Here is a 20,973-nt window from a genome sequence, read left to right as displayed (position 1 = left end):
AAAAGATCTTTTGTCCGGTTCCGGACAAAAGATCGTCCATTTCCGAAAAACAGTTTTGGCAAAACAAGAATTTAGTCCTTACTTTTACACTTTGGCTTAGAACCAGGATAACTAATAGGCAGTAAGACTATGGAAGATTTAACAAACTACGGTGCTTTCAACCAATTCAGGGACGACAGGCCTTACACATTCGACCGCTTTGTGCGTCTGCTTCTTTCCATAGCAATCTTTGCTGCAATTATTACTGTACTAAGATCGCTAAGCGGAGTACTGATACCCTTCTTTATTGCACTGTTGCTTGCATACCTTTCCGAGCCGCTTGTTGCTTTCGCACAGGAAAAGCTGAGGGTGCGTCACAGAGGCATCGCGGTCTTTATCACCATGGCATTTTTTATCCTGGTCTTCAGTGCCCTCATGTGGTGGTTGTTTCCAACCTTTATTGCGGAGTTTAAAAAGCTTACCGAACTGCTGCGTGACTTTTTCCAGACCAGTCATTTCAGGGATCTTATTCCTGAAAAAGTACAACTTTGGTGTACCGATTTCTTTGCAAATGTCAACGTACAGGAGTTTATCAGTGCTGAGACTATCAGCGAGGCAGCCTCAATTCTCTATGCAGCGCTTAAATCGGTACTTGCCGGCGGTATGTCGATAATTGCAGCAGTTATTGGGGCTCTTATAGTTTTGCTTTACCTGTTCTTTATACTTCTCGACTATCAAAAGATAGAATCGGAATGGAGGGGACTGATTACTGAAAAGCACAGGCCTCTGATTTCGGCTATCGTTGAAGACCTAAAGAATTCAATGAAGGTATATTTCAGGGCACAGTTTACTATCGCAATGATAGTCGGAATCCTGATGTCTATCGGCTTTTCTATAATTAAACTGCCTATCCCCGTCACCTTTGGTCTTTTTATAGGTTTGCTCAATATAGTGCCCTACCTGCAGATAGTGGGCTTTATTCCGGCACTTTTCCTTGCAATGCTTAAGTCCATGGAGTCGGATCAGACTTTTATAGAGGTTGCACTGCTCATACTGCTTGTAATGGGACTGGTACAGGTAATACAGGAAACGATTCTGATACCCCGGATCATGGGCAAGGCGTATAATATGAACCCGGCTCTGATATTGCTATCACTGTCTATATGGGGTAGTCTGATGGGAGTAATCGGTCTGGTACTTGCACTGCCATTGACGACCGTAATCCTCTCCTATTACAAACAGCTAATCATAAACAAAAACAGGGTAGTTCCCCAGGGACCCGAACCTGGCCCGGATTTCACTTCACAAACAGACAGACCCGTGGAAGAGGATCTGCCCTGATCCTTAGTCAAGCATATGTAGCAGTTTACAAGGAATGAACGTTGATTAGGTCCTGATTCACCATTACAGTAATAACCTGGCAAATGCATAAAAACAAGACAGGCTGTCCTCCCGGACAGCCTGTTTTGTTTTATTTATCCTGAGACGGACAGGCTTTTTTCTTTTAATTACGTGCAATTTACCAACGCTGGTGCTCTTTGGATACATTCAACCAACTTGATAGTTTTCAGTTAAAAGAAAAAATGACAATTATTTTTCATTGTTGTCCGGTAAACCGGAATATTTGCAATCACCAGCACCTAACTGCCAGTTAGTCAATACTCATGTTCTTTGTTTTCAAAAGTAAGCCCCCTCCAATTCGGGGAATAGCGAATTTTGATATTTGATTTTATTTTCTTTTACAATCTCACGCCAACTACCTTCTGGGTCTTCCAAAAAGCAATAGATGTCAATATAGTTCATCAATTGTTGTCTTATAATCGATACCATATTAGAAAACGCCCATTTACGTTTGAGCCGGCTTCTTACAAGGGTTATCAATAGATTGGCAAGCATCGCTGTCCATATTTGTATCTCAATTGCATTTTCGTTGTCGCCCAGGAAATACTTCAAAGGGAAGTTCTGCTTTAGTTGTTTGAACAGTAGTTCTATCTGCCAACGTTTCTTGTAAATCAGAGCAATTTATTCTGCTGACAGCTCAAAATTATTAGTGATAAACTCGAATAAACGTTCATTTTCACTGTCCCAATAGGCTATTCTACGGGCCCGGTGTTCTTTTTCCCTCTTATCGCCATATTGCAAGGTCACTTCTTCATCCTTAAGAACCCCGGAATCGGCATTGTCCGGAATGTCGAACTCTTTGCGGGCCTTGTATAAGGCATTGTCTTTAAGCCTTGTTACATACCAAATTGTGTTTTGCGTAAACACTTCATATTGGGCAGAATCAACATATCCCTTATCGAAAGTAATAATCGAACCAGGTGACAGGCTAAGTACTTCTTCCAGGAACATGTGGTCGTGTCTTGCTGCTTCGCTGTAACGGATAAGGCAGGGCACGTGCTCGCTGGCCTTGATGATTGTATGGGCCTTTATCCCACCCTTCTTCTTGCCTTCTTTGGGGTTGCGACCAACCCCTTTAAGGATGTCTTTAAACAGCGAGATCGTTGTAGAATCCATAATGTAAAGCCGTTTTAAATCTGCGTCGCTTAAACGGCTGTCCGCTAAAGCCGAACCGTGTCTGCGATAAACATCCATATAGATATCCCCGAAAACTTGACTACACCGTCGTTGGTTTGCTGCAGGCATTCTTTTGGTTCTTACCTTTGCACTTGTATAAGAAATGCCCGGGGAACCTATTTGAGAAATAAAACAACGACTGCCCAAGGGCAGTTGTTGTTCATACCCTCCTACTTTTTTACAGGTCCGCGTGTGCTGTAAACCCCACCTGCACCCAGGAAATGGCAGCCTCCATGGTACTAAAAGGCCTGGAACTGTATCCTTCATCGTGCATCTCAACAAGTACAGGAATTACAATATCTCTGGGCGCCTCTGTAACAATAGCGATTTTATAACCACCAAACACCTCAATATGCCGTTTATAAAAAGCAGCAATTTCCGTGTGCCTCTCTGGTTCAACATCGAAGTTCGCACTCCGGTAATCCAGCACAAAGCCCTTCATCCTATGGGGTATCAGGCCTTCATGAAAAGCAAACTTCCAGGAAGAATTGATGTCCTCAATCGTAATTGGTCCATAATAGGTTTTAAACAGGATGCCCCGTTCCTCATCAAAATAATATGAAAACTTCGTCTCTTTCATTCCCTGTTCAACATAATCGAATGTCCATTCTTACTTAAACATACGAAAAAGACACCTCTCTCGCTACAGCCCAATATCAAAAAGACTCGGACTTTCGTCAAAACACAAGCCTTTCGATCCAATTTATAAAAACCTTTCATGCTTGAATCATCTTGCACGAAAGGTTTTTTCTTAACTACTCATTTGATCACTTATTACAGCTTCTTCCCGATATAAAACATATAGCCGTAATACTGCATGTACTTACTGTACAGCTCTGCTTCATAGCGCATGGTTTCAATAAAGCCAGCAGCGGCAGGATTCCCCTCATGCTCTTGTTGAAAAGATTTCAGACGTTCAGCTTGCCAGGTATAATAATCGGTCCATACCGTTTCGGGCAACATAAAAGTCGCCACAGGCAAATACCCGGCATCCTGCATCTGAGCCACCTTGTTGGCAATCCCATCCATTTCGGGATAAATGCTGTCCCAAAATTGCTGAATCTCCCCAGGCCGATCACCTCTGAACCAGGTATTCTCAGTCACCGCAATATAACCGCCCGGCTTCAAAAACTTCCTCCACGCGCTTAAACCCCGCTCAAAACCGATGTTGTAAATCGCACCTTCCGACCAAATCAGATCCAGCTCCCCCTCCTCAAAGGGCAAATCAGCCATATCGCCAACCACACCTCTTGCTCGGCGATGCAAACCCTTACTCCGGGCATTTTTGTTGAATTGCTCGATAAAAGCGGGCCAGGAATCTACCCCTACAATTTCACCCGGCATATTTGCACCAAGAACCATGGTTTGTCCACCGGTACCACAACCTATATCAGCAATTTTCGACCTTTCGTCAAGTCCCCGAATAAAACCAAGCGCTTTCAAGGTCTCTTCGGGACTTCCAGGCCCCTGACGCTCGGTATTGGAAAAAAAACTGTAAATCATACTCAGGTCAAAATCATGAATGTTCTGCTTTTCCTTGTTCATGTTCATTTGATTTTACAAATGCACCAGACCGGAAGTCGCTCAAGGGCGTCCTTCCTCCATGCACATTTTAGAATTAATTAAATAAAAGACAGGGCCCCCGAAAAGAAACATCCGGGAGAAGACAAAAGACACAACCCATACCTTAGGTACAGATTGTTTACAGAACAATGTCCAAAATGATTCTAAGCATCCAAAAGATTTATCCTTACCAAAAATAAGTCAAAAAAAATTCCCAAGTTCTAATTCCGAAGAAAAATTTATACTTTTACCGAACATCGTTGGGGGTGCCTGTTTGTCCAAACAGGCTGAGATAATACCCCGGAACCTGATCTGTTTAATAACAGCGGAGGAAAACGAGAAAGACAATTGAATTTTACATCACACAAGAATTCAGGTCGTTTCGCTTTCCGCGGAACGGCCTTTTTTATTTTAAGAACTATGATTAACGCACAATCCATTTCAGCCGACCTGGCGGCAGTGCGCCAGAACAACCCTTTGGTGCACAACATCACCAATTTTGTAGTAATGAACAACAGCGCCAACGCCCTGCTGGCGGTAGGCGCATCTCCCGTAATGGCCCACGCCCTCGAAGAGGTGAACGATATGGCAGCCATTGCTTCTGCGCTGGTACTCAATATGGGCACCCTCAATCCCGAATGGGTGGAGGCCATGCTGCAGGCGGGACAAACAGCCAAAAACAAAGGCATTCCTGTCGTCTTTGACCCCGTTGGCGTTGGGGCAACACCCTACCGCAACCAGGTTGCCGCTCAAATCATGTCGCAATGTCGACCCGACATCGTTCGTGGAAACGCGTCCGAAATAATGGCGCTGGCCAGGGAAAGTACCGCAACCAAGGGGGTGGACAGTACCGAATCGACCAGCGCAGCATTAAATGCCGCGCAGACCCTGGCCCTGGAAACCGGAGCCCTTGTGGTCGTCAGTGGAGCCGAAGACATCGTAACCAATGGCCACGAGCTCATCAGAATCAAAAATGGGAACCCGCTAATGGCAAAAGTCACCGGAATGGGCTGTACTGCAACGGCCCTTTTGGGTGCCTTTGCGGCAGTCAACCAAAACCTGTTGCTGGCTGCCGCACACGGCATGGCGGTAATGAGTATTTGTGGAGAAAGGGCGGCTAAAATGGCAGCCGGACCGGGCAGCCTGCAAATGCATTTTACCGACATCTTGTACCAGCTCAGCGACAAAGACATTGCCGACACCTTTATCGAGTAAAATCATGAACCAAAAACCATCATTCGACCTCAGCTTATATTTGGTAACCGATCGGGAACTGTCGTTGGGGCGTCCGCTGGAATTTATCGTGGAAGAAGCAATTAAGGGCGGGGTCACCATGGTCCAGCTGCGCGAAACCAGCTGCAGCACCCTGGAGTTTTACCAACTGGCTAAAAAACTCAAAGCCCTGCTACAAGCACGGAACGTCCCCCTAATCATCAACAACCGGGCAGACATAGCCCTGGCTGTGGATGCCGATGGTTTGCACATAGGACAAAGCGACCTGCCGTGGCAGGTCGCCCGGCGGCTGCTGGGCCCGGATAAAATCATTGGCCTGTCGGTCGAAACCCTCCGGCAAGCCAGTGATGCCAACGAGCTGGATATTGACTACATCGGCATCTCCCCGGTTTTTGCCACCCCGACCAAAACCGACACTGCCCCACCCTTTGGTCTGGAAGGCGTCAAAGCGGTCTGCGCAGTTTCCCGCCATCCCAGCGTGGGCATTGGCGGCATAAGCTCCCAAAATGCCGCACAAATCATTGCCAAGGGAGCCAGTGGCATCGCGGTCGTCTCCGCCATATCTGCTGCAGAAAACCCAAGGCAAGCGGCCAAACTATTAGCAAACATTGTTAAAAACAAAGTCTATGAAATGGAGTGAGGAAGCATGGCGCGCCAGCGCCCCCGTTTATGAGGCAATTCTACATCTGCCTTTTATCAAGGAATTAATTTCGGGCGATTTGCCCCAGGAAAAGTTCCAATTCTACCTGCAGCAAGATGCCCTGTATCTGGCAGAATACGGAAAAATTCTGGCAGGCATTGCCGGCAAACTGGACCAAAAAGACTGGCGCGAGGCTTTCCTGAAATTTGCCTCCGATACGGTTTCAGTCGAGCAAGCCTTGCATCAGTTGTACCTAAAAGAGGACAAGCACAAGGAAACGGAAGCTACACCCACTTGTACGCTCTATACCGGACATCTGTACCAGCAATTGGCCGGCGCGTCCATTGAGGAAGCCTTGGCCGCCGTACTGCCTTGTTTCTGGGTTTACCAAAAAGTGGGCGACCACATCCTTGCCCATCAAAACCAAATAAACAATCCCTACCAGGCCTGGATCAACACTTATGGCGGGGAGGACTTTGCTCTGGCCGTTAACAAAGCCATTGCCATTTGTGATGCTGCAGCAGTCGACACAACACCGGCGCGACGCAAACAAATGACCAGGGCCTTCGGCCTTGCTTTTAAAATGGAATGGATGTTCTGGAACAGCGCCTGGGATCTAGAGCAATGGCCCGTTTAAGACACCTTCACCAGGAAACCGAAACCCATAACGAATAAAAATTTCGCCCCTAAACAAAATGAAATACACCCGCGTTCTTAGCATAGCCGGAAGCGACCCCAGCGGAGGCGCCGGCATTCAGGCCGACCTGAAAACTCTGTCGGCCTGCGGCTGCTTTGCCACCACCGCCCTTACCGCCATAGTAGATGAAAACACCATGGGCGTGTACGGGGTCCACCCCGTACCCATCGATTTTGTAAAAGGACAAATCAAATCGGTCCTGGACGACATTGGTACCGATGCCATAAAAATTGGCATGCTGCATTCTTCCGAATTGATTCGGGCCGTTAAAGAAGTACTGCTGCCCTACCAAATCCGCAACATTGTTCTGGATCCGGTAATGGTGGCTACTTCAGGTGGCAAACTGCTGATGGACGAGGCCATAGCCACCTTGAAACATGAGCTGCTGCCTATGGCCCGGGTAATAACGCCCAATATCCCGGAAGCCGAAATCCTCCTCGGTCGCAAAATATCACAACAGACCGACCTGCCGGGCGTTGCCAAAGAACTCTCACACAAAGGCAGGGTCTCCGTATTGCTGAAGGCCGGTCATTTTTCCGACGAAGAGCTGGTGGATATTTTCTACAATGCAGAAACAGATGAGACCATAGAATTGCCGTCCCCGCGCATCGCCACCAATAACACCCACGGAACCGGCTGCACCCTCTCGTCGGCAGTGGCTGCCTTTCTGGCGCAGGGCTTAGCCCTTAATGAAGCCATCGTCAAAGCCAAAAACTTCATACACAGCGCCATTGTCGAAGGTGCGCGTTATCAAATCGGAAAAGGAAACGGACCAGTCCACCATTTTCACGCCTGGTGGAAATAAAAGAATTGGGCCCAAAAGCCAGGGCTTTTGGGCCTCAAGATCTATCTCCTTATCCGACGGAATGGCCTAAGCTTTTCCTCGGTCAATTGGGCTTTATACAATTCGTAGCGCGACAAGGCAAAGAACAGGTCGGATAAGCGATTGATGTATTTCAGAATAAACTCTTCCACAGGGTCCTCCCTGTGCAAGGTAAACAATCTGCGCTCCGCCGTCCTGAGCGTGGTGCGCACCACATGACATAGGGCAGAAACTTCATTGCCTCCGGGTAGAATAAACCAATCATGGGGTTGTGGCATTTCATTCAACATCTCATCGATCCATTGCTCACAAAACACCTCGCCATCAACGGGCCGGGCTACGCTGTTTTCCGCTCGTTTGGACGAATGGGTGGCAATGTGCGACATCATATCCATGATGTCGGTCTGAATCTTAAACAAACCCTTCTGCCAAGGATGATCATCATTCAATTTTGCGCGCAGCAAACCGATAAAAGAATTGGCCTCATCCAATTTGCCATTGCTTTCAATTCTTATATCGTCCTTTTTACAGGACATATTTCCAAAGATTTTGGTCAAGCCCTTATCTCCGGTACGTGTGTAAATTCTCATTTTCCTCAATTTTAAAATTTCATCATCAATAATCTATGGTCTTTTGACTTCCAGGGTCAGGGAATTGTTGTGACTTTCCCAACGGTTGTTGCCGATGTTTTCATGGATGGTAACAAACAAAAGGACCAGTCCCGGCTTTTCAGGAATAAAAGTACAGATCCCCTCACCATCGGCGAAAATGTTATTTCGTCTTTGGTTCTCCACGTCGTATAAATCAACGGTGCTATCCAATACATAGTGCTCATTGTCGTAAGCCACCACCATTCGCGCATAGGCAACTGCTTGTCCGTCGCGCAACACCCTGAACCTCACAGGCTCGCCCACTATAAGGGCATTGGGTGGGGACAATGGAATAATCTCCACACCCTGATTCAATGGTCTTGGCGTATAATCGGGCTCGCCTTTGCAGACATAGGTGTCGGCGCTGCTGAAATACTGAAGCGTTATCTTTTTTCCTGTCACCCTTAAAGTATCGTCCGAAAAGTACTTCTTCCCCTCCTCGGTTTCCACTCCCCGGTATTTGGGCCCCTTTCGGGGAGCGGCATGTATGCGGTAGGTGCCTGAATCAGCAATAAGCGGTTCCAAATAAACAGCGGCACTGGTTTTTGCAACGGGTGCAACAATCGATTGCTCCCCTATGGGATCAATCAGGTAGTAAGCAGGGGCAAGCATGGCAAAATCGGCCTGGAAAGGATCTTCAGTAAAGGACGACTCGACCTGAAACCGACTGTGCAGAACGACAAATTGGTTCGGCTTTAAAAAAGGCACATGGGCGCTAAAAACGACTGCTGCAAGCGCCAATAGAACAGACATAAGGTGTTTTTTCATAGGAAATAATTTTATGTTATCAGTATAAAAGGATTGTACCGACTCAGTTATCGACATTTTTACTGCAAACATCCTTTTTATAAATCCAGCATACGGTATCACCATCACTGAGCCTGTTGTTAATGGCAAGAACTCCAGGTGATTTACCATTTACCTCATAATACCACGCCTTATCGCCTCTGATGGTCCTCACTCCATCAACCGCACTGACAAAAACATACTTTCCTACAGGATGGGTTTCGACTACAGTCGCGTGTTGCAAAACCTCCAAAGCAGTTAAGCGATGATTTGAAGTAATGTCTAGCGTTAATCCTGGTTTTGATTCTCCAAAATCGACAAGGAGTTTTACAGAGAATTCGGTGTTTTCTGACCCTGATTCTGTACCATCACTGAATGAGGACGCGAGCAAGGCAAAAAGAAAGAGTATAATAGTTCTAATTTTCATAGTATCAGCATTTAAAAATTTAAAAAGAGTAACTGTAAGAGGCCATCAACATACGGCCCGGCATATTGTAGCCATCTTTTTCGGTGTAGTTTTCGTTGAGAAGGTTTGAAACAGTAACCCCCAAACGGTAGCTATTAACCGAATACCCCACAGAAAAATCAAACACCAAATATTCGGGATGCTGTAGAATTTTATCCTTTGCAGTATAGCCCCCACTGGTATAATAGTGCTCTGGCGTCAACCCGGGACGTAACTTTGAGAAGTTGTCCTTTTCTAATCTGGAACCAAGGTACCTGCCGTGAAGGCGCAGCAAAAAGCCTTTATAATTATCATACACCACACCGAAATTGGCATTGCTTTTTCTTGCATAAAGCAGGTCACGGCTAACGATACTGTCCTTCCCGGCGCTTGAAACAAAGGATTCATCCACTGTGTTGTTGAACATGTAAGTCCAATTACCATAAAGCTCCAACTTAAATGCATCGCTGAACAAAGCCCCGATATTTGTTGAAGCCATCAGTTCCACCCCATTCATGGCCGAATTGTTGGCATTTTTATAAGTGGTCACATCGTAGGCCACCTTGTTCTGGTTCACAACGACTGAATCCAGCGTCGTTTCAATAATCTTGTCGCTGTGTCGGGTGGTAAACCAGGTCAAATCCAGAAAAATAAATTTATTGGGCGTTGAATAACTTAGGCCCAAATCGATGGTTGATGAGGATTCGGGCTCTAAGTCGGGATTCCCCATGTAATTCTTGACCCACCAAAAATCCCAGGCAGCCAGGTATTCAGATACCGCATAAAATCCAGCGACTTTAAAAGCATCGGGCACCGAAAAACCAGTACCATAACTGCCGTGCAACTTCAGATTATAAGGCAGTTTATATTGCAGGCCCAGGGAAGGATTTACAGTCTGGTAGTTTTCGGAACCACCGGTTCCCTGGAGCGAGTCGTTCTGCTCGATATGATAAGAGATGTAGTTGTATCTGAGTCCCCCATTCACATCTAAACCGCCCTTGCTGTAGGTCACTTGCGAAAAAAGGGCCGCCTTGGTATTGTTATGATTGGGAGAATAAGGATTGATTGGGCTGGCCTTGCCATTAAACCGGTCCGACGCATAACGATAAACATCCAGATCGGCTCCGGCAAGCACCTTAAAACCGCCCAGTGAAAAATTATCGTGCATTTTAAAACCGTATTCACGTATGTCGCTGTTAAAAGAAACAAAACTTGTGTCGGAATTATCGGTATAGTTCGCATTGACTTCCCGGGTAAAATACGGACTGAAATACAAACTGCTCTTTTGCGTCTTACGCATCAAAGTACCATTCCAATTAATTCGGTCAATGTCCTTTTTGCTCTGCCCATAGCTTCCCCAATAATTGCCGGGCGTTTTTATGTCGTTGGCATTGAAATAAATCAAATCAAAACCGGTGCTCCAACTGTCGCTGATGTTGTAAACATACTGACCATTAAGCTGATTGTACTGCCAGGTGGAATTTTTCATCACATCACCAAACGAAGCCTTGTCCAACATCAGCTTCCCCTTCTCCGATAATTTCAGCGCATTGCTCTTTCCAATTCGATAATCGAGTCTTTGTTCATTACGCAGGAACCCAATGCGGAACAACGATCTGGGACTCAAAACTCCGTTAACGCTGGCACTCATTTTCAGGTTCCCATAACTGCCATAACCGACTTCTGCGCTTCCATTGTTCTGCGCAACAGGCTTTTTGGTAATGATGTTGATGACCCCTCCCATGGCATCAGAACCGTATAAGGTTGAATAGGGACCTTTAATGACCTCAACCCTTTCCACAAGATCCTTATCCAGACAGCTGATGTTGGTGGTGCCCAAAGGATTGCCATTCAGGAGCAAAAGCGTATAGCTTCGGGCATGGGCACTGGGCGAAAAACCCCGCATGCCAATGGTTGAGGACAAGCCAGGATATTGGATGACATCAAGATTTGTAGCAGTTTTAAGCACATCGGCCATATTGCTTGAAGGTAAGGATTGCAACATGCCCTTGTCTATTATTTCGACCTTTTGGGGTATGTTTTTTAATTGGGTATTGGCACGGGTGGTAGCCACCACCACCTCATCCAGCTCATAACGCCTTAGGGAGTCCCCTTCTTGCGAAAAAACATGGTTCGCTATAAGGCACAGCATACCCATTAGAAATAAACTCTTCATTTTTTTAAAGGTTATAGTTTAACAATAAAGTAACATAAACCTTCGGTTTGTTCCGGTTTTTATCCCGGGCCGCAACATCCCGAAAGCTAGGTTAAATAGAATTTGGTTGGTCTTCTGACTTGTCCTGTTTTGTTTGACACTAAAAAAACGGCAGGCTTCTTCGACCTCGGGTTTTCCTGTGTATGCACCTCGGTCTTATATACGTCTTCAATATTTCTAGGATTTAGAATTGCATTGGGTGTCCCTTGCCTGTACAAGGCCCCTGAGCGCATTAACATCAAATAGTCACAATACTCGCTGGCCAGATTCAAATCATGAATAACCATAATCACGGTCAGGCCAGCCTCTTTTGTCAACCGGTGCACCAAATCCAGAATTTGCACCTGGTGCGAAATATCCAGATGAGAAGTCGGCTCGTCTAAAAGAAGTAAAGACGGTTCCTGGGTCAGTGCTTTGGCAATGCTTGCCAATTGCTGTTCGCCACCGCTTAGTTTCGAGAACTTCTTAGCTCTTAGTGGGTATATCCCGGTCAGTTTCATATATTTCTGAGCAATTTCATAATCCCGCTCCGTTTCAAAAAACTGATATTTCTTTCGATAGGGAATCCGGCCCATTAAAACATACTCTTCAACGCTGATATCAATGGGTTCTGAGAATTGGGTTACCACAGCAATTTCTTTAGCCCGTTCGGTATCTGTAAAACCAGCCAGGTCTTTTCCTTTAAGAAAAACTTGGTTTTCGGGCAGTGCCAGTTCGCCGCTGATGCCCTTCAGAAGGGTAGATTTGCCGGAACCATTGGGACCTATGATGCCCGCCAGCATCCCTTGCCTAAGCTCGAAACTTATATCCATAAGCTGAAAGGCGTAGGCATAACCGTAATTCGCATTCTTAACTTCTACTAAGTGCATGATTTCAATCAGATTTAAGTTTCTTGCTTAAGGCGGTAATAAAAATTACACCACCCAGCATACCCGTAATAACACCAATTGGCAGCTCGTTGGGCGCAATAATCGTCCTCGCCAGGACATCACTCAGAATTAAGAAGACTCCTCCTCCAAGAAAGGAAGCCAAAAGAAGCACCCGGTAATCTGTCCCAATAGTGCTGCGAACAAGGTGCGGGATGATTAAGCCAACAAAGCCGATTACCCCGGAAACCGAAACGCTTATTCCGGTAATGACCGAGGCAGTAATAAACACCACCTTTATCGAACGATCCGTTTTGATACCAAGATGCTTTGCACGAACAGCTCCCAGTCGCAGAGCATTGAGCGGAACAACATACAAATAACTGACAGCCAAGCCCAAAACAGAGAAGAACAAGGAGGAGTAAATCAAAAACTTATTGGGCTCATTAAGGGAACCCATTATCCAAAAAACAATGCTTTGAATATTTTCGGCCGTGGTGACGGACATAAAAAACAACATGGCCGAAGAAGCGATAAAACTGATCATCACCCCGATCAAAAGCATGCGGTTAATGTTCAAACTTTTATTCTGTTTCGAACTCAGCCGGTAAACAAGAAAGATGGAAACAAAGGCCCCCAAAAAGCCAGATAAGGGCAACATTAGGTAGGAAACCTTAAGATGCAGCTCCAACACAATACAGAAGGCTACCCCCAAAGCTGCCCCACCTGATATACCCATGGTATAAGGCTCTACCAAAGGATTTCTGTATACCCCCTGCAAAAGGGTTCCGGCAAGACTTAAAGCCCCACCTACCGAAAACGCCAAAATGGTCCTCGGTATTCTTATATTATCCAAAACCGCATATTCGATCCCCTCCTTCAACCTCAAATACTTCAGAATATCGGACGCGGGAATATCCATATCACCGACTGCAAGAGACAACAGCGCAGCGCAAACAAGCATTGCCATCAAAACCAATATGGCAACCAGCCATACCACAAGCCGGCTCTCTTTCAAAAACATAAGCCTGTTAATCATTAAGACATTTTGAAATGAGCCGCATGGTTTGCAAAAAGGTAGGGGGAGTAGGTGTGCAAGCCAGATCCGAGTCAATGATAAAGATCCTGTTGTTTTTAACGGCATTAAGGTCGCCGAACCTTTCCCAGACCTTCTTTTCTTCTTCCCCAACAATCCCCATAGTAACAACGAAAATATAATCCGGATTGCGCGTAAGCACTGCTTCTCTCGAAAGTGCACCCATTGTAAGGTCTTCCGCAACATTGGTGGCATTGGCAAACAAGATGTAATCATTCATAAAGGAACTCGGGATCACAGCATACAAGGGATCAGCCCCAATTTGAATAAAGACCTTCTTATTAAAGTTTCTCGTTGCGCTAAGCAACTTTATAGCTTCAATTTCCCTCTTAATGTCGGCCACATGCTGAATGGCATCCTCCTCTTTACCAAGGAGTTTTCCCATTTCAACAAATTGCGAACAAATCCCCTCAAACGATTTTGGCGTAGGAAAAACCTCAACCCGGATATTGAACTTTCTCAACATCTCAATATACTCCGGGTTTGTGATGGAGGTTGCAAGCACCAGGTCGGGCTTTAAACCAACAATTTTCTCTACATTAACGGTGACCATAGACGCCACCACCGCCTTATCGTCCTCTTTGGCCCTCTTACAATAACTGGTGCATGCAAGCAAACGCGATTCTGCGTTCAGATAATAAATATTTTTTGTTAAAGATGGAGCTAAGGAAACCACCCTCGAATATTGTTGGGCATTGGCCATGGTAAAAAACGCAAGCCATGCAGCCAACAAAAAGATTTTTTGGCCTTTCATTATCGATCATTTTAAAGGTAAGAAAACATGATAATCCTTCTCGTTGGGCGTGCCCTTCTCAAACGCTACAGGATGGGAAAAAAGGGGACCATCGTAGACAAAGGAATGGTACTCCCCATTCTCCGCACATGGGTCGATGTCCGCAATGGCCGTTATCTCCTTAAAAAAGGACAGGTCCAATTCGCGACCGACCCAATGTTCACCGAGCTTATTCTTATGGACTGCTACGGTAAGGGCTTTAAACCCCAGCTCAACGAACTCCATCAAAAGCGCCTGGGTATCATTTTCCCAGAGCGGGAAAATGGGGGCAACATCGAGATCCTCACAAACCCGCTCGATCCATTGTCGGTGCTCAACAAGGTAGATATCACCGAAAACACCGGCTGTAACCCCCTCTTTCTTAAGCTCATTCACAACCGCCTTAAAGCAGCTCTCATAACCCCTGGCATCAACAGCTTGCTGTACAATTGGAAGGTTCATGGCCCGGGCCTGGCTTTGAATAAAACGCTTGTGGATTCCATGTGAACGCGACTGTTCGCCATCGGCATCACACATGTTTACCAAACATGCCATTTCATGGTCATTGGTCTGAAGATAACGATACACCGCAAGCATGCAGTCTTTACCTCCACTCCAGGACGCAAATGCTTTCATAACAAAGATTTTTCACCTCTGAGAAATTCGAAAAACCGCAGAAACAGCTCCAAAAAGCGCGCTCATAACAGCGATTCAAAACTTTTCTCCCGAAGTTTGAATGAATAAATTACCTTTTGGCAGGTCTTCTGGCTCGTCCTGTTTTGAGGCCTTCCCATTCCGAGACATCGGAACAGTGGCAAGAGTATCTCAAAACATCCCTGTTCACACAGGAAAATGGACTTACAGCTGCGGGTACAGCTCCGGAATTTTCATTTCACTGAAGCACCGGATTCCCATTTTAAGGTTTTTCCTGAAAAGGAAAAATCCACCAAAACGATGCGAAGATAGATATTTCTGTTTGGTAATGATACCAGAACTACATTATTTTTTCACCTCAATTTCATAGGTTCCGGGCAGAACACTAAAAACAAAGTCCCCCCTCTTCCTTCTCCACAAACTTAATTAACTCATCCCGATGCAGGTGGGGCAAATTAATTTTCATTGTTGTCCGGTAAACCGGACAACAATGAAAATTAATTGTCATTTTTTCTTTTAACTGAAAACTATCAAGTTGGTTGAATGTATCCAAAGAGCACCAGCGTTGGTAAATTGCACGTAATTAAAAGAAAAAAGCCTGTCCGTCTCAGGATAAATAAAACAAAACAGGCTGTCCGGGAGGACAGCCTGTCTGATATATGATCTAGTGGATCTCTTACTTGTTGTTAATCTTATCAAGAACGTTCATTACTTCCATAACGTGGTCACGGCTTGTACGAAGGTCAGACATCTCCTTTTCGTCAAGTTGAAGTTCGATAACTTTTTCAACACCGTTCTTTCCAAGTACAACAGGAACACCAAGGTAGCAGTTGTCGATACCGTATTCACCTTCCAGCTTGATACAAACGGGTACTACACGCTTTTGGTCACGAACGATGGCTTCAACCATTTGTGCAGCAGCAGAACCTGGCGCATACCATGCAGAAGTTCCCATCAGCTTTACAAGTTCACCACCACCTACCTTTGTTCTTTCAATAATTGCATTCAGCTTGTCAGCATCGATAAGTTCGGTAACAGGTATTCCACCAACTGTAGTGTAACGTGGCAGCGGCACCATAGTGTCACCATGTCCGCCAAGCAACATAGCCTGAATATCCTTTGGAGATACATTCAAAGCCTCAGCAAGGAAAGCCCTGTAACGAGCTGTATCAAGAATACCCGCCATACCAATAACCTTTGTGCGTGGTAACTTACTGGTGATGTGAGCTTGATATGTCATTACGTCAAGAGGGTTGGACACAACAATGATAATTGCGTTTGGAGAATGTGCCACAACCTGTTCAGTAACAGACTTAACGATACCGGCATTGGTTTCAATTAAATCGTCACGAGACATGCCTGGTTTACGTGGAAGACCAGATGTAATTACAACTACGTCTGAATTTGCAGTTCTGCTGTAATCAGCTGTTACGCCCACTGTACGGGTGTCATACATGTCAATTGGAGCCTTTTGCCAGATGTCAAGGGCTTTACCCTCTGCCATTCCTTCCTTGATATCAACAAGGACAACTTCATTTACAACTTCGCGATAAGCCAGAATGTCAGCACAGGTAGCTCCAACATTTCCTGCTCCTACTACAGTTACTTTCATAATTGATATAATTATTGTTTGTTCCTAATTTGTTAATTATCAGATTAAATACAGAAACAGCCCTAAGGCTGTTTCTGTTCAAAACCGCATTCCAAATATATGGAAGTAATATGAATTACGGAAAAAAATCCGCATTTTTAATTTCAATTAACAACCAGGTCAGTAATTCTGTAAGTGGAGCATTCAAGACCGCATAAACAGGCCTATTCCTCAAGGTGATGCACAGCCAGTCTATCCTTCTTTACAGGCTCCTTCATCATTACCTTATCACCCGGCTTTAGGCCTGAATGGATCATGTAATAGAGATCATTTTCGCCATTGGTCTTTATCTGCTGTTTAACGAGATTAAGGCCTTCACGTTTATATACAAAGTCTCCTAATAACGAGTCTTTGAATACTGCAAGACGAGGCACCATAACAGCATCCCTGATAGACTCTACAACAATATTGTTGGTGGTTGTCATACCTGGCAACAACTCTTTCCCGGAAGGATCAACCTTTATCTCTACCTTGAAGGCATTATAAAACTCACCCTGAACTTCCTGTCCGATATTTGCAACTCGGGTTACAACACCAGAGAATTGATCTTCAGGAAAGGCATCAATGCTTACCCTTACTGACAGACCCGGACGAATCTTGGCTATGTCAATTTCCTTTACATATGCAATGGCTTGCAATGTAGACAGATTAGGTAACATGGCAATGCGGGCACTCCAACGGTTTACCCGTGAGCCAACCTTTATTTTTTCATTCCGTCCATCACGTGCATAGACTACAAGACCGTTGGCAGGTGCCCTAATAATAAGATCGCGTTTGAGCTGAATAAGCTTATCCATATACTCCTGCTGGTCGGCAAGATTCTCCTCGATGCGCTCAACCTGCATCCTGTAACGCCTTCTCAACTGATCATAGTTACGCAGCTTTTGCTCAAGCGATCTTTGGGCTGTCTCAAGTGCAATCTGAGCCTGCCTTTGAACAGCAGCAGATTCATATATAGACTGTTCCAACTTAATTTCTCTGTCTGTCACAAGGTCACGGGCCTGCCTGATTTCATCACGGGCACTTGAAAGGGCCAGTGAACTGTCTATCCTGGCATTTTCAAGGTTGTTGCGATACAACTCCAGTGCATCTTCTGCACTCCTCATCCTTTCCTCAACATCAGCCGGGTCAAGTGTTGCAACATAGTCGCCCTTCTTAACCATGGTTCCTTCCTTAACAATGTCAGTGATAGTGATCTGCCTAATCCTGACCTCGTTGGTTCTAAGTACTTCCGGAATCATTATGTCTGTTGACTCAAGGGCCTCCAGCTCTCCCATACCGGTCACGACAACCTCAAAGACTCCCTTCTCAACCCTTACTACATCCGGTTCGTCATCTTTCTCCCTTGTCGTAATACCATAGATAACCAGTGTCAGAATCACCGCAGCTACAGGCACAACCAATTGCCATAGTCTCTTTTTCATAAGCTACCTCTCTATCGTTGTAAGAACTCATCCAGCTCCCTGATCAGGGACTGACGGTTAATAAAATCATACATCGCAATTCTACGGATGTCGTAATAACTTGTCCAGTAGTTTCTAAGTGCAGATATATAGTTCCTCTTTGCAGCATCCAGACTATTTCTGGCTGAGTTCAGACGAATAACGTCAACCTTGCCTATCATAAAACGCTGCATTGTTACATCAAATCCAAGCTGGGCAACAGTATCAGCTTTGGCAGCAATTGCCACCTGATCCTCCTGAAGGTTGAAATTGAGGAAAGTAATCAATGCATTCTGCTCAAAATCTACAAGTGACTGCTTGACTGATGCATCAACTTCATCCTTCTGGGCCTTAGCCATCTGAATTTGTCCCTTCCTATTACCCCAGTCAATAATCGGTATACTAAGTGATATGTTTGCCCTTTGCTGTTGCATAAATGGACTCTCATACACCTCACTCAATTCCAAAGCATTCCTGTTTACACCGAGACTGGCTTCTATATTTGCGCTAAGCCCCGTGTTTGCCGTTGTCTCAGCCACATTCCGCTCTGCTCTCAACAACTGTAGCTTATAACCCAAAATATCCGGATTATTCTCCAACGCTAGGTTGAGCGCTTCATCGACATTAATTCTTAATGGAGGCAACTTATCAGGCAAAACGCAATTAACATGAATATCATCTGCAATACCAAGAAATGAATTCAAAGTAGCTTTGGCCTGCTTCAGATTGATATCAGATTTGCTTACTTCTAGCCTTGCATTAAGTAGACTTAGTTCAAGATCCAATAGTTCATCCTGAGTGATGGTACCAATCTCAAAACGCCCCTTTCCAATCCTGTAAAGAGTATCGGCATTGGCATAGTTGATTTCGGCTATACGGACATTAATCTCAGCCGTGGCTACATTAAAGAAATAGTTTGTTGCATTATATGCTATATCCTCAAGATCCTGAATGAAAGCAAGCTTTGCACGTTCAAATTGAACAGGTGACATTCTAGACTCCCAGCGAAACCTGTTATATCCATTTAGTGATTGTTTAAAACCAATACTTACCGGAGCCGAAGAAAATATGGTATTCCCGGTTTCGTAGTCGTATGTTCTTGACAAAGTTGAAGTAATATCAAAAGTACCACCTGTTAATGGCACATTCTGACGTATAAACAAGGCCCCATTCGATACAAAACTGTAGTTATTACGGTATCCAACTCCGTCCTGCAACGGGATAATTGAATTAGTATAGGCTACAGGTGTTGCAGTAAGGTTCAAACTCGGCAGTCTGCTGGCCTTGAAACTTCTGAATGACCAATACTCCGCAAGGTACATGTTCTTGGCCCTAAAATAGGACAGGGATTGCCTCTGCGCCATCTCAATGACTTCCTCCAGAGTCATGTTAACTTCTATAACTTCCCTGTTCTGGCTTTTTGCTGAAACGGGCAGCAAAACCATCATGAGCAGTATTAATACATGGTTTAATCTCATAGCACTCTTACTCATTTCGTTTTCAATATTTTAAGGTCAATGTCTCAACGATTCCACAGGATCCTGATTGGCTGCCCTCTTTGCAGGGATATAGCCAAAGACTATTCCTACCGTGGCCGATACTCCAAAGGCCACCAGAACTGAGAATACGCTTACTATGGTCTGGATATCTGCCATCACATTAATAAGCCGGGCCATTATCACACCCAGAATAATTCCGATCATACCACCACTTACGCTGATAAGAGTGGATTCTGACAGAAACTGTACAATAATATCCTTTCGGGATGCTCCGATGGCCTGACGTGTACCTATCTCCCTGATTCTTTCCCAGACTGAAGCCAACATAATATTCATAATGCCGATACCTCCAACTACAAGGGATATTGAAGCAATAGCCCCCAGCACTATGTTGAAAATATCATTGGTCTTCTGTTGTTGCTTAAGCAATAACTCGGGAACAGTAACCTCAAAATCATAAATATCTGAATGACGACGAAGCAGCATTCTCTTTATTATATCAGCAGTGACTCCAAGGTGCTCAGTTTCCTCAACCTGAATAATAATCTTATCAAGCTGGTCCTCTGCCTTAGTTGCCGCCTGATCGCCCGACACAGTGCTATTGGCACCGGCTCTGGTAACACTCTCCAGAATTTCCGGATCAACTCTTGCCCTATCCTTGAACCTCAGCAACATAGTCTTGACAGGCACAAATATCTTGTTGTCAGTACTGCTGATACCTAGTTCGTCAGATGCAGAAGCTGTGAAGTCACGTCTTTCAATAAGTCCGATTACCTGTAACCAGGTGTCCCCACACTTAATATACTTGCCAATCGGATCCTCTGTTGAAAAGAACCTGTTCTTAATATTATCACCTATAACACAAACAGGGAGTCCCCTTTCGCTCTGATCCTGCGTAAAAATTTCTCCGTCAGCCAGTTGCACGTTAAGCAACTCGAAGTAATAAGGAGACACCCCTTCTAGTGACACAGGATAACTCTTTCCATTGAGTACAGCATGATAATTGAGGGATATCACCGGACTAACTTTGTTGACAGTTGGAATAGCCGCCTGGATAGCTTCAGCATCCCTAAGTGTCAAACCTGGGGAGAATCTCTTAACTGACCCAATGCCTCCACCACTGGGTGCGTCTGGTGAACCCAAGGCTGTCTCTGAAGGTGTTACTATAATATTATTTACTCCAACCAGTTTGATTTGCTCCAACACTTCCTGCTGTGCACCCTTACCGATTGCCAACATGCTGATTACCGCAGCCACACCAAACATGATACCCAATGCAGTAAGCATTGACTTCATCTTGTTTGCGAGGATTGCCTCTACGGCAATAATCACATCATGAAAGTATCGGGTAAAAAGATGTATTATATTCATCTTCTGGATATTTA

Annotated in this window: 19 protein-coding genes, 1 pseudogene and 2 riboswitches; of the genes and pseudogenes, 5 read left to right on the top strand and 15 right to left on the bottom strand. The window is 45.0% G+C overall.

Features of this window, described 5'->3' with window-relative positions; translation table 11 throughout:
- Positions 1 to 129: 129 nt before the first annotated feature.
- Entirely contained in the window at positions 130 to 1,320 is a 1,191-nt protein-coding gene (locus tag M9189_RS03715; protein WP_250724681.1) for an AI-2E family transporter, read from the top strand.
- Between the two features lie 336 nt (positions 1,321 to 1,656).
- Here the strand turns inward: M9189_RS03715 and M9189_RS03710 are convergent.
- The 3 genes and pseudogenes from M9189_RS03710 to M9189_RS03700 all read right to left on the bottom strand — a co-directional run bounded on the left by M9189_RS03710 (position 1,657) and on the right by M9189_RS03700 (position 4,101).
- Positions 1,657 to 2,574: pseudogene (locus M9189_RS03710) on the bottom strand (IS4 family transposase).
- 160 nt (positions 2,575 to 2,734) lie between these two features.
- Positions 2,735 to 3,136, bottom strand: a complete 402-nt coding sequence (locus M9189_RS03705) for a hypothetical protein (RefSeq protein ID WP_250724680.1) — start codon at positions 3,134 to 3,136, stop codon at positions 2,735 to 2,737.
- 194 nt (positions 3,137 to 3,330) lie between these two features.
- Positions 3,331 to 4,101: a class I SAM-dependent methyltransferase gene (locus M9189_RS03700; RefSeq protein WP_250724678.1), complete on the bottom strand. Its 771-nt coding sequence runs from the start codon at positions 4,099 to 4,101 to the stop codon at positions 3,331 to 3,333.
- A 270-nt stretch (positions 4,102 to 4,371) separates the two neighbouring features.
- Positions 4,372 to 4,470: riboswitch (TPP riboswitch) on the top strand.
- Positions 4,471 to 4,539: 69 nt separating this feature from the next.
- Between M9189_RS03700 and thiM the strand changes: the two genes are divergently transcribed.
- Genes thiM through thiD form a run of 4 tightly spaced genes read left to right on the top strand, consistent with a single transcriptional unit; the run spans position 4,540 to position 7,494 of the window.
- Positions 4,540 to 5,334 (top strand): hydroxyethylthiazole kinase, encoded by a 795-nt coding sequence (gene thiM, locus M9189_RS03695; RefSeq protein ID WP_250724676.1) that lies wholly within the window; start codon positions 4,540 to 4,542, stop codon positions 5,332 to 5,334.
- 4 nt (positions 5,335 to 5,338) lie between these two features.
- A complete protein-coding gene (gene thiE / locus M9189_RS03690) occupies positions 5,339 to 5,992 on the top strand; it encodes a thiamine phosphate synthase (protein ID WP_250724674.1) in 654 nt (217 codons plus the stop codon).
- Positions 5,979 to 6,629, top strand: a complete 651-nt coding sequence (locus M9189_RS03685; protein WP_250724672.1) for a TenA family protein — start codon at positions 5,979 to 5,981, stop codon at positions 6,627 to 6,629. Before thiE ends, M9189_RS03685 begins: the two co-directional genes overlap by 14 nt.
- A 58-nt stretch (positions 6,630 to 6,687) precedes the next feature.
- Entirely contained in the window at positions 6,688 to 7,494 is an 807-nt protein-coding gene (gene thiD, locus M9189_RS03680; RefSeq protein ID WP_250724670.1) for a bifunctional hydroxymethylpyrimidine kinase/phosphomethylpyrimidine kinase, read from the top strand.
- Between the two features lie 41 nt (positions 7,495 to 7,535).
- Here the strand turns inward: thiD and M9189_RS03675 are convergent, their stop codons facing one another.
- The 12 genes from M9189_RS03675 to M9189_RS03620 form a co-directional block, all read right to left on the bottom strand.
- On the bottom strand, positions 7,536 to 8,102 hold the full coding sequence (locus tag M9189_RS03675) for a cob(I)yrinic acid a,c-diamide adenosyltransferase (RefSeq protein ID WP_250724669.1): 567 nt from the start codon (positions 8,100 to 8,102) through the stop codon (positions 7,536 to 7,538).
- 33 nt (positions 8,103 to 8,135) lie between these two features.
- On the bottom strand, positions 8,136 to 8,930 hold the full coding sequence (locus tag M9189_RS03670; RefSeq protein ID WP_250724667.1) for a DUF4198 domain-containing protein: 795 nt from the start codon (positions 8,928 to 8,930) through the stop codon (positions 8,136 to 8,138).
- Positions 8,931 to 8,973: 43 nt separating this feature from the next.
- On the bottom strand, positions 8,974 to 9,375 hold the full coding sequence (locus M9189_RS03665; protein WP_250724665.1) for a DUF4430 domain-containing protein: 402 nt from the start codon (positions 9,373 to 9,375) through the stop codon (positions 8,974 to 8,976).
- Between the two features lie 19 nt (positions 9,376 to 9,394).
- Positions 9,395 to 11,569 carry a TonB-dependent receptor plug domain-containing protein gene (locus M9189_RS03660; RefSeq protein WP_250724663.1) on the bottom strand — a complete coding sequence of 725 codons (2,175 nt, stop codon included), beginning with the start codon at positions 11,567 to 11,569 and terminating at the stop codon, positions 9,395 to 9,397.
- An 86-nt stretch (positions 11,570 to 11,655) separates the two neighbouring features.
- On the bottom strand, positions 11,656 to 12,477 hold the full coding sequence (locus M9189_RS03655; protein ID WP_250724661.1) for an ABC transporter ATP-binding protein: 822 nt from the start codon (positions 12,475 to 12,477) through the stop codon (positions 11,656 to 11,658).
- A gap of 4 nt (positions 12,478 to 12,481) precedes the next feature.
- Positions 12,482 to 13,444: a FecCD family ABC transporter permease gene (locus M9189_RS03650; RefSeq protein ID WP_250725543.1), complete on the bottom strand. Its 963-nt coding sequence runs from the start codon at positions 13,442 to 13,444 to the stop codon at positions 12,482 to 12,484.
- Between the two features lie 61 nt (positions 13,445 to 13,505).
- Complete coding sequence (locus M9189_RS03645; RefSeq protein WP_250724660.1) at positions 13,506 to 14,324, bottom strand: ABC transporter substrate-binding protein; 819 nt, start codon at positions 14,322 to 14,324, stop codon at positions 13,506 to 13,508.
- 6 nt (positions 14,325 to 14,330) lie between these two features.
- Positions 14,331 to 14,978, bottom strand: a complete 648-nt coding sequence (locus M9189_RS03640; RefSeq protein WP_250724658.1) for a Dph6-related ATP pyrophosphatase — start codon at positions 14,976 to 14,978, stop codon at positions 14,331 to 14,333.
- A 101-nt stretch (positions 14,979 to 15,079) separates the two neighbouring features.
- A riboswitch (cobalamin riboswitch) is annotated at positions 15,080 to 15,308 on the bottom strand.
- Between the two features lie 364 nt (positions 15,309 to 15,672).
- Positions 15,673 to 16,608, bottom strand: coding sequence for a malate dehydrogenase (gene mdh, locus M9189_RS03635; RefSeq protein ID WP_250724656.1), 936 nt, complete (start codon positions 16,606 to 16,608; stop codon positions 15,673 to 15,675).
- Between the two features lie 203 nt (positions 16,609 to 16,811).
- Complete coding sequence (locus tag M9189_RS03630; protein ID WP_250724654.1) at positions 16,812 to 18,071, bottom strand: efflux RND transporter periplasmic adaptor subunit; 1,260 nt, start codon at positions 18,069 to 18,071, stop codon at positions 16,812 to 16,814.
- Between the two features lie 11 nt (positions 18,072 to 18,082).
- Complete coding sequence (locus tag M9189_RS03625; RefSeq protein ID WP_250724646.1) at positions 18,083 to 19,582, bottom strand: TolC family protein; 1,500 nt, start codon at positions 19,580 to 19,582, stop codon at positions 18,083 to 18,085.
- 21 nt (positions 19,583 to 19,603) lie between these two features.
- Positions 19,604 to 20,959 carry an ABC transporter permease gene (locus M9189_RS03620; RefSeq protein ID WP_250724644.1) on the bottom strand — a complete coding sequence of 452 codons (1,356 nt, stop codon included), beginning with the start codon at positions 20,957 to 20,959 and terminating at the stop codon, positions 19,604 to 19,606.
- Between the last annotated feature and the right edge of the window lie 14 nt (positions 20,960 to 20,973).

Origin of the sequence: Xiashengella succiniciproducens (assembly GCF_023674465.1) — a bacterium.
Classification (GTDB): domain Bacteria; phylum Bacteroidota; class Bacteroidia; order Bacteroidales; family Marinilabiliaceae; genus Geofilum; species Geofilum succiniciproducens.
This window is presented reverse-complemented; position numbering and strand designations above follow the sequence as displayed.

Bases quoted from the DNA above. Each gene is read 5' to 3' on its own strand.
- M9189_RS03715 (WP_250724681.1), top strand. From the start codon at position 130: ATGGAAGATTTAACAAACTACGGTGCTTTCAACCAATTCAGGGACGAC.
- M9189_RS03705 (WP_250724680.1), bottom strand. From the start codon at position 3,136: ATGAAAGAGACGAAGTTTTCATATTATTTTGATGAGGAACGGGGCATC.
- M9189_RS03700 (WP_250724678.1), bottom strand. From the start codon at position 4,101: ATGAACAAGGAAAAGCAGAACATTCATGATTTTGACCTGAGTATGATT.
- thiM (WP_250724676.1), top strand. From the start codon at position 4,540: ATGATTAACGCACAATCCATTTCAGCCGACCTGGCGGCAGTGCGCCAG.
- thiE (WP_250724674.1), top strand. From the start codon at position 5,339: ATGAACCAAAAACCATCATTCGACCTCAGCTTATATTTGGTAACCGAT.
- M9189_RS03685 (WP_250724672.1), top strand. From the start codon at position 5,979: ATGAAATGGAGTGAGGAAGCATGGCGCGCCAGCGCCCCCGTTTATGAG.
- thiD (WP_250724670.1), top strand. From the start codon at position 6,688: ATGAAATACACCCGCGTTCTTAGCATAGCCGGAAGCGACCCCAGCGGA.
- M9189_RS03675 (WP_250724669.1), bottom strand. From the start codon at position 8,102: ATGAGAATTTACACACGTACCGGAGATAAGGGCTTGACCAAAATCTTT.
- M9189_RS03670 (WP_250724667.1), bottom strand. From the start codon at position 8,930: ATGAAAAAACACCTTATGTCTGTTCTATTGGCGCTTGCAGCAGTCGTT.
- M9189_RS03665 (WP_250724665.1), bottom strand. From the start codon at position 9,375: ATGAAAATTAGAACTATTATACTCTTTCTTTTTGCCTTGCTCGCGTCC.
- M9189_RS03660 (WP_250724663.1), bottom strand. From the start codon at position 11,569: ATGAAGAGTTTATTTCTAATGGGTATGCTGTGCCTTATAGCGAACCAT.
- M9189_RS03655 (WP_250724661.1), bottom strand. From the start codon at position 12,477: ATGCACTTAGTAGAAGTTAAGAATGCGAATTACGGTTATGCCTACGCC.
- M9189_RS03650 (WP_250725543.1), bottom strand. From the start codon at position 13,444: ATGGCAATGCTTGTTTGCGCTGCGCTGTTGTCTCTTGCAGTCGGTGAT.
- M9189_RS03645 (WP_250724660.1), bottom strand. From the start codon at position 14,324: ATGAAAGGCCAAAAAATCTTTTTGTTGGCTGCATGGCTTGCGTTTTTT.
- M9189_RS03640 (WP_250724658.1), bottom strand. From the start codon at position 14,978: ATGAAAGCATTTGCGTCCTGGAGTGGAGGTAAAGACTGCATGCTTGCG.
- mdh (WP_250724656.1), bottom strand. From the start codon at position 16,608: ATGAAAGTAACTGTAGTAGGAGCAGGAAATGTTGGAGCTACCTGTGCT.
- M9189_RS03630 (WP_250724654.1), bottom strand. From the start codon at position 18,071: ATGAAAAAGAGACTATGGCAATTGGTTGTGCCTGTAGCTGCGGTGATT.
- M9189_RS03625 (WP_250724646.1), bottom strand. From the start codon at position 19,582: ATGAGTAAGAGTGCTATGAGATTAAACCATGTATTAATACTGCTCATG.
- M9189_RS03620 (WP_250724644.1), bottom strand. From the start codon at position 20,959: ATGAATATAATACATCTTTTTACCCGATACTTTCATGATGTGATTATT.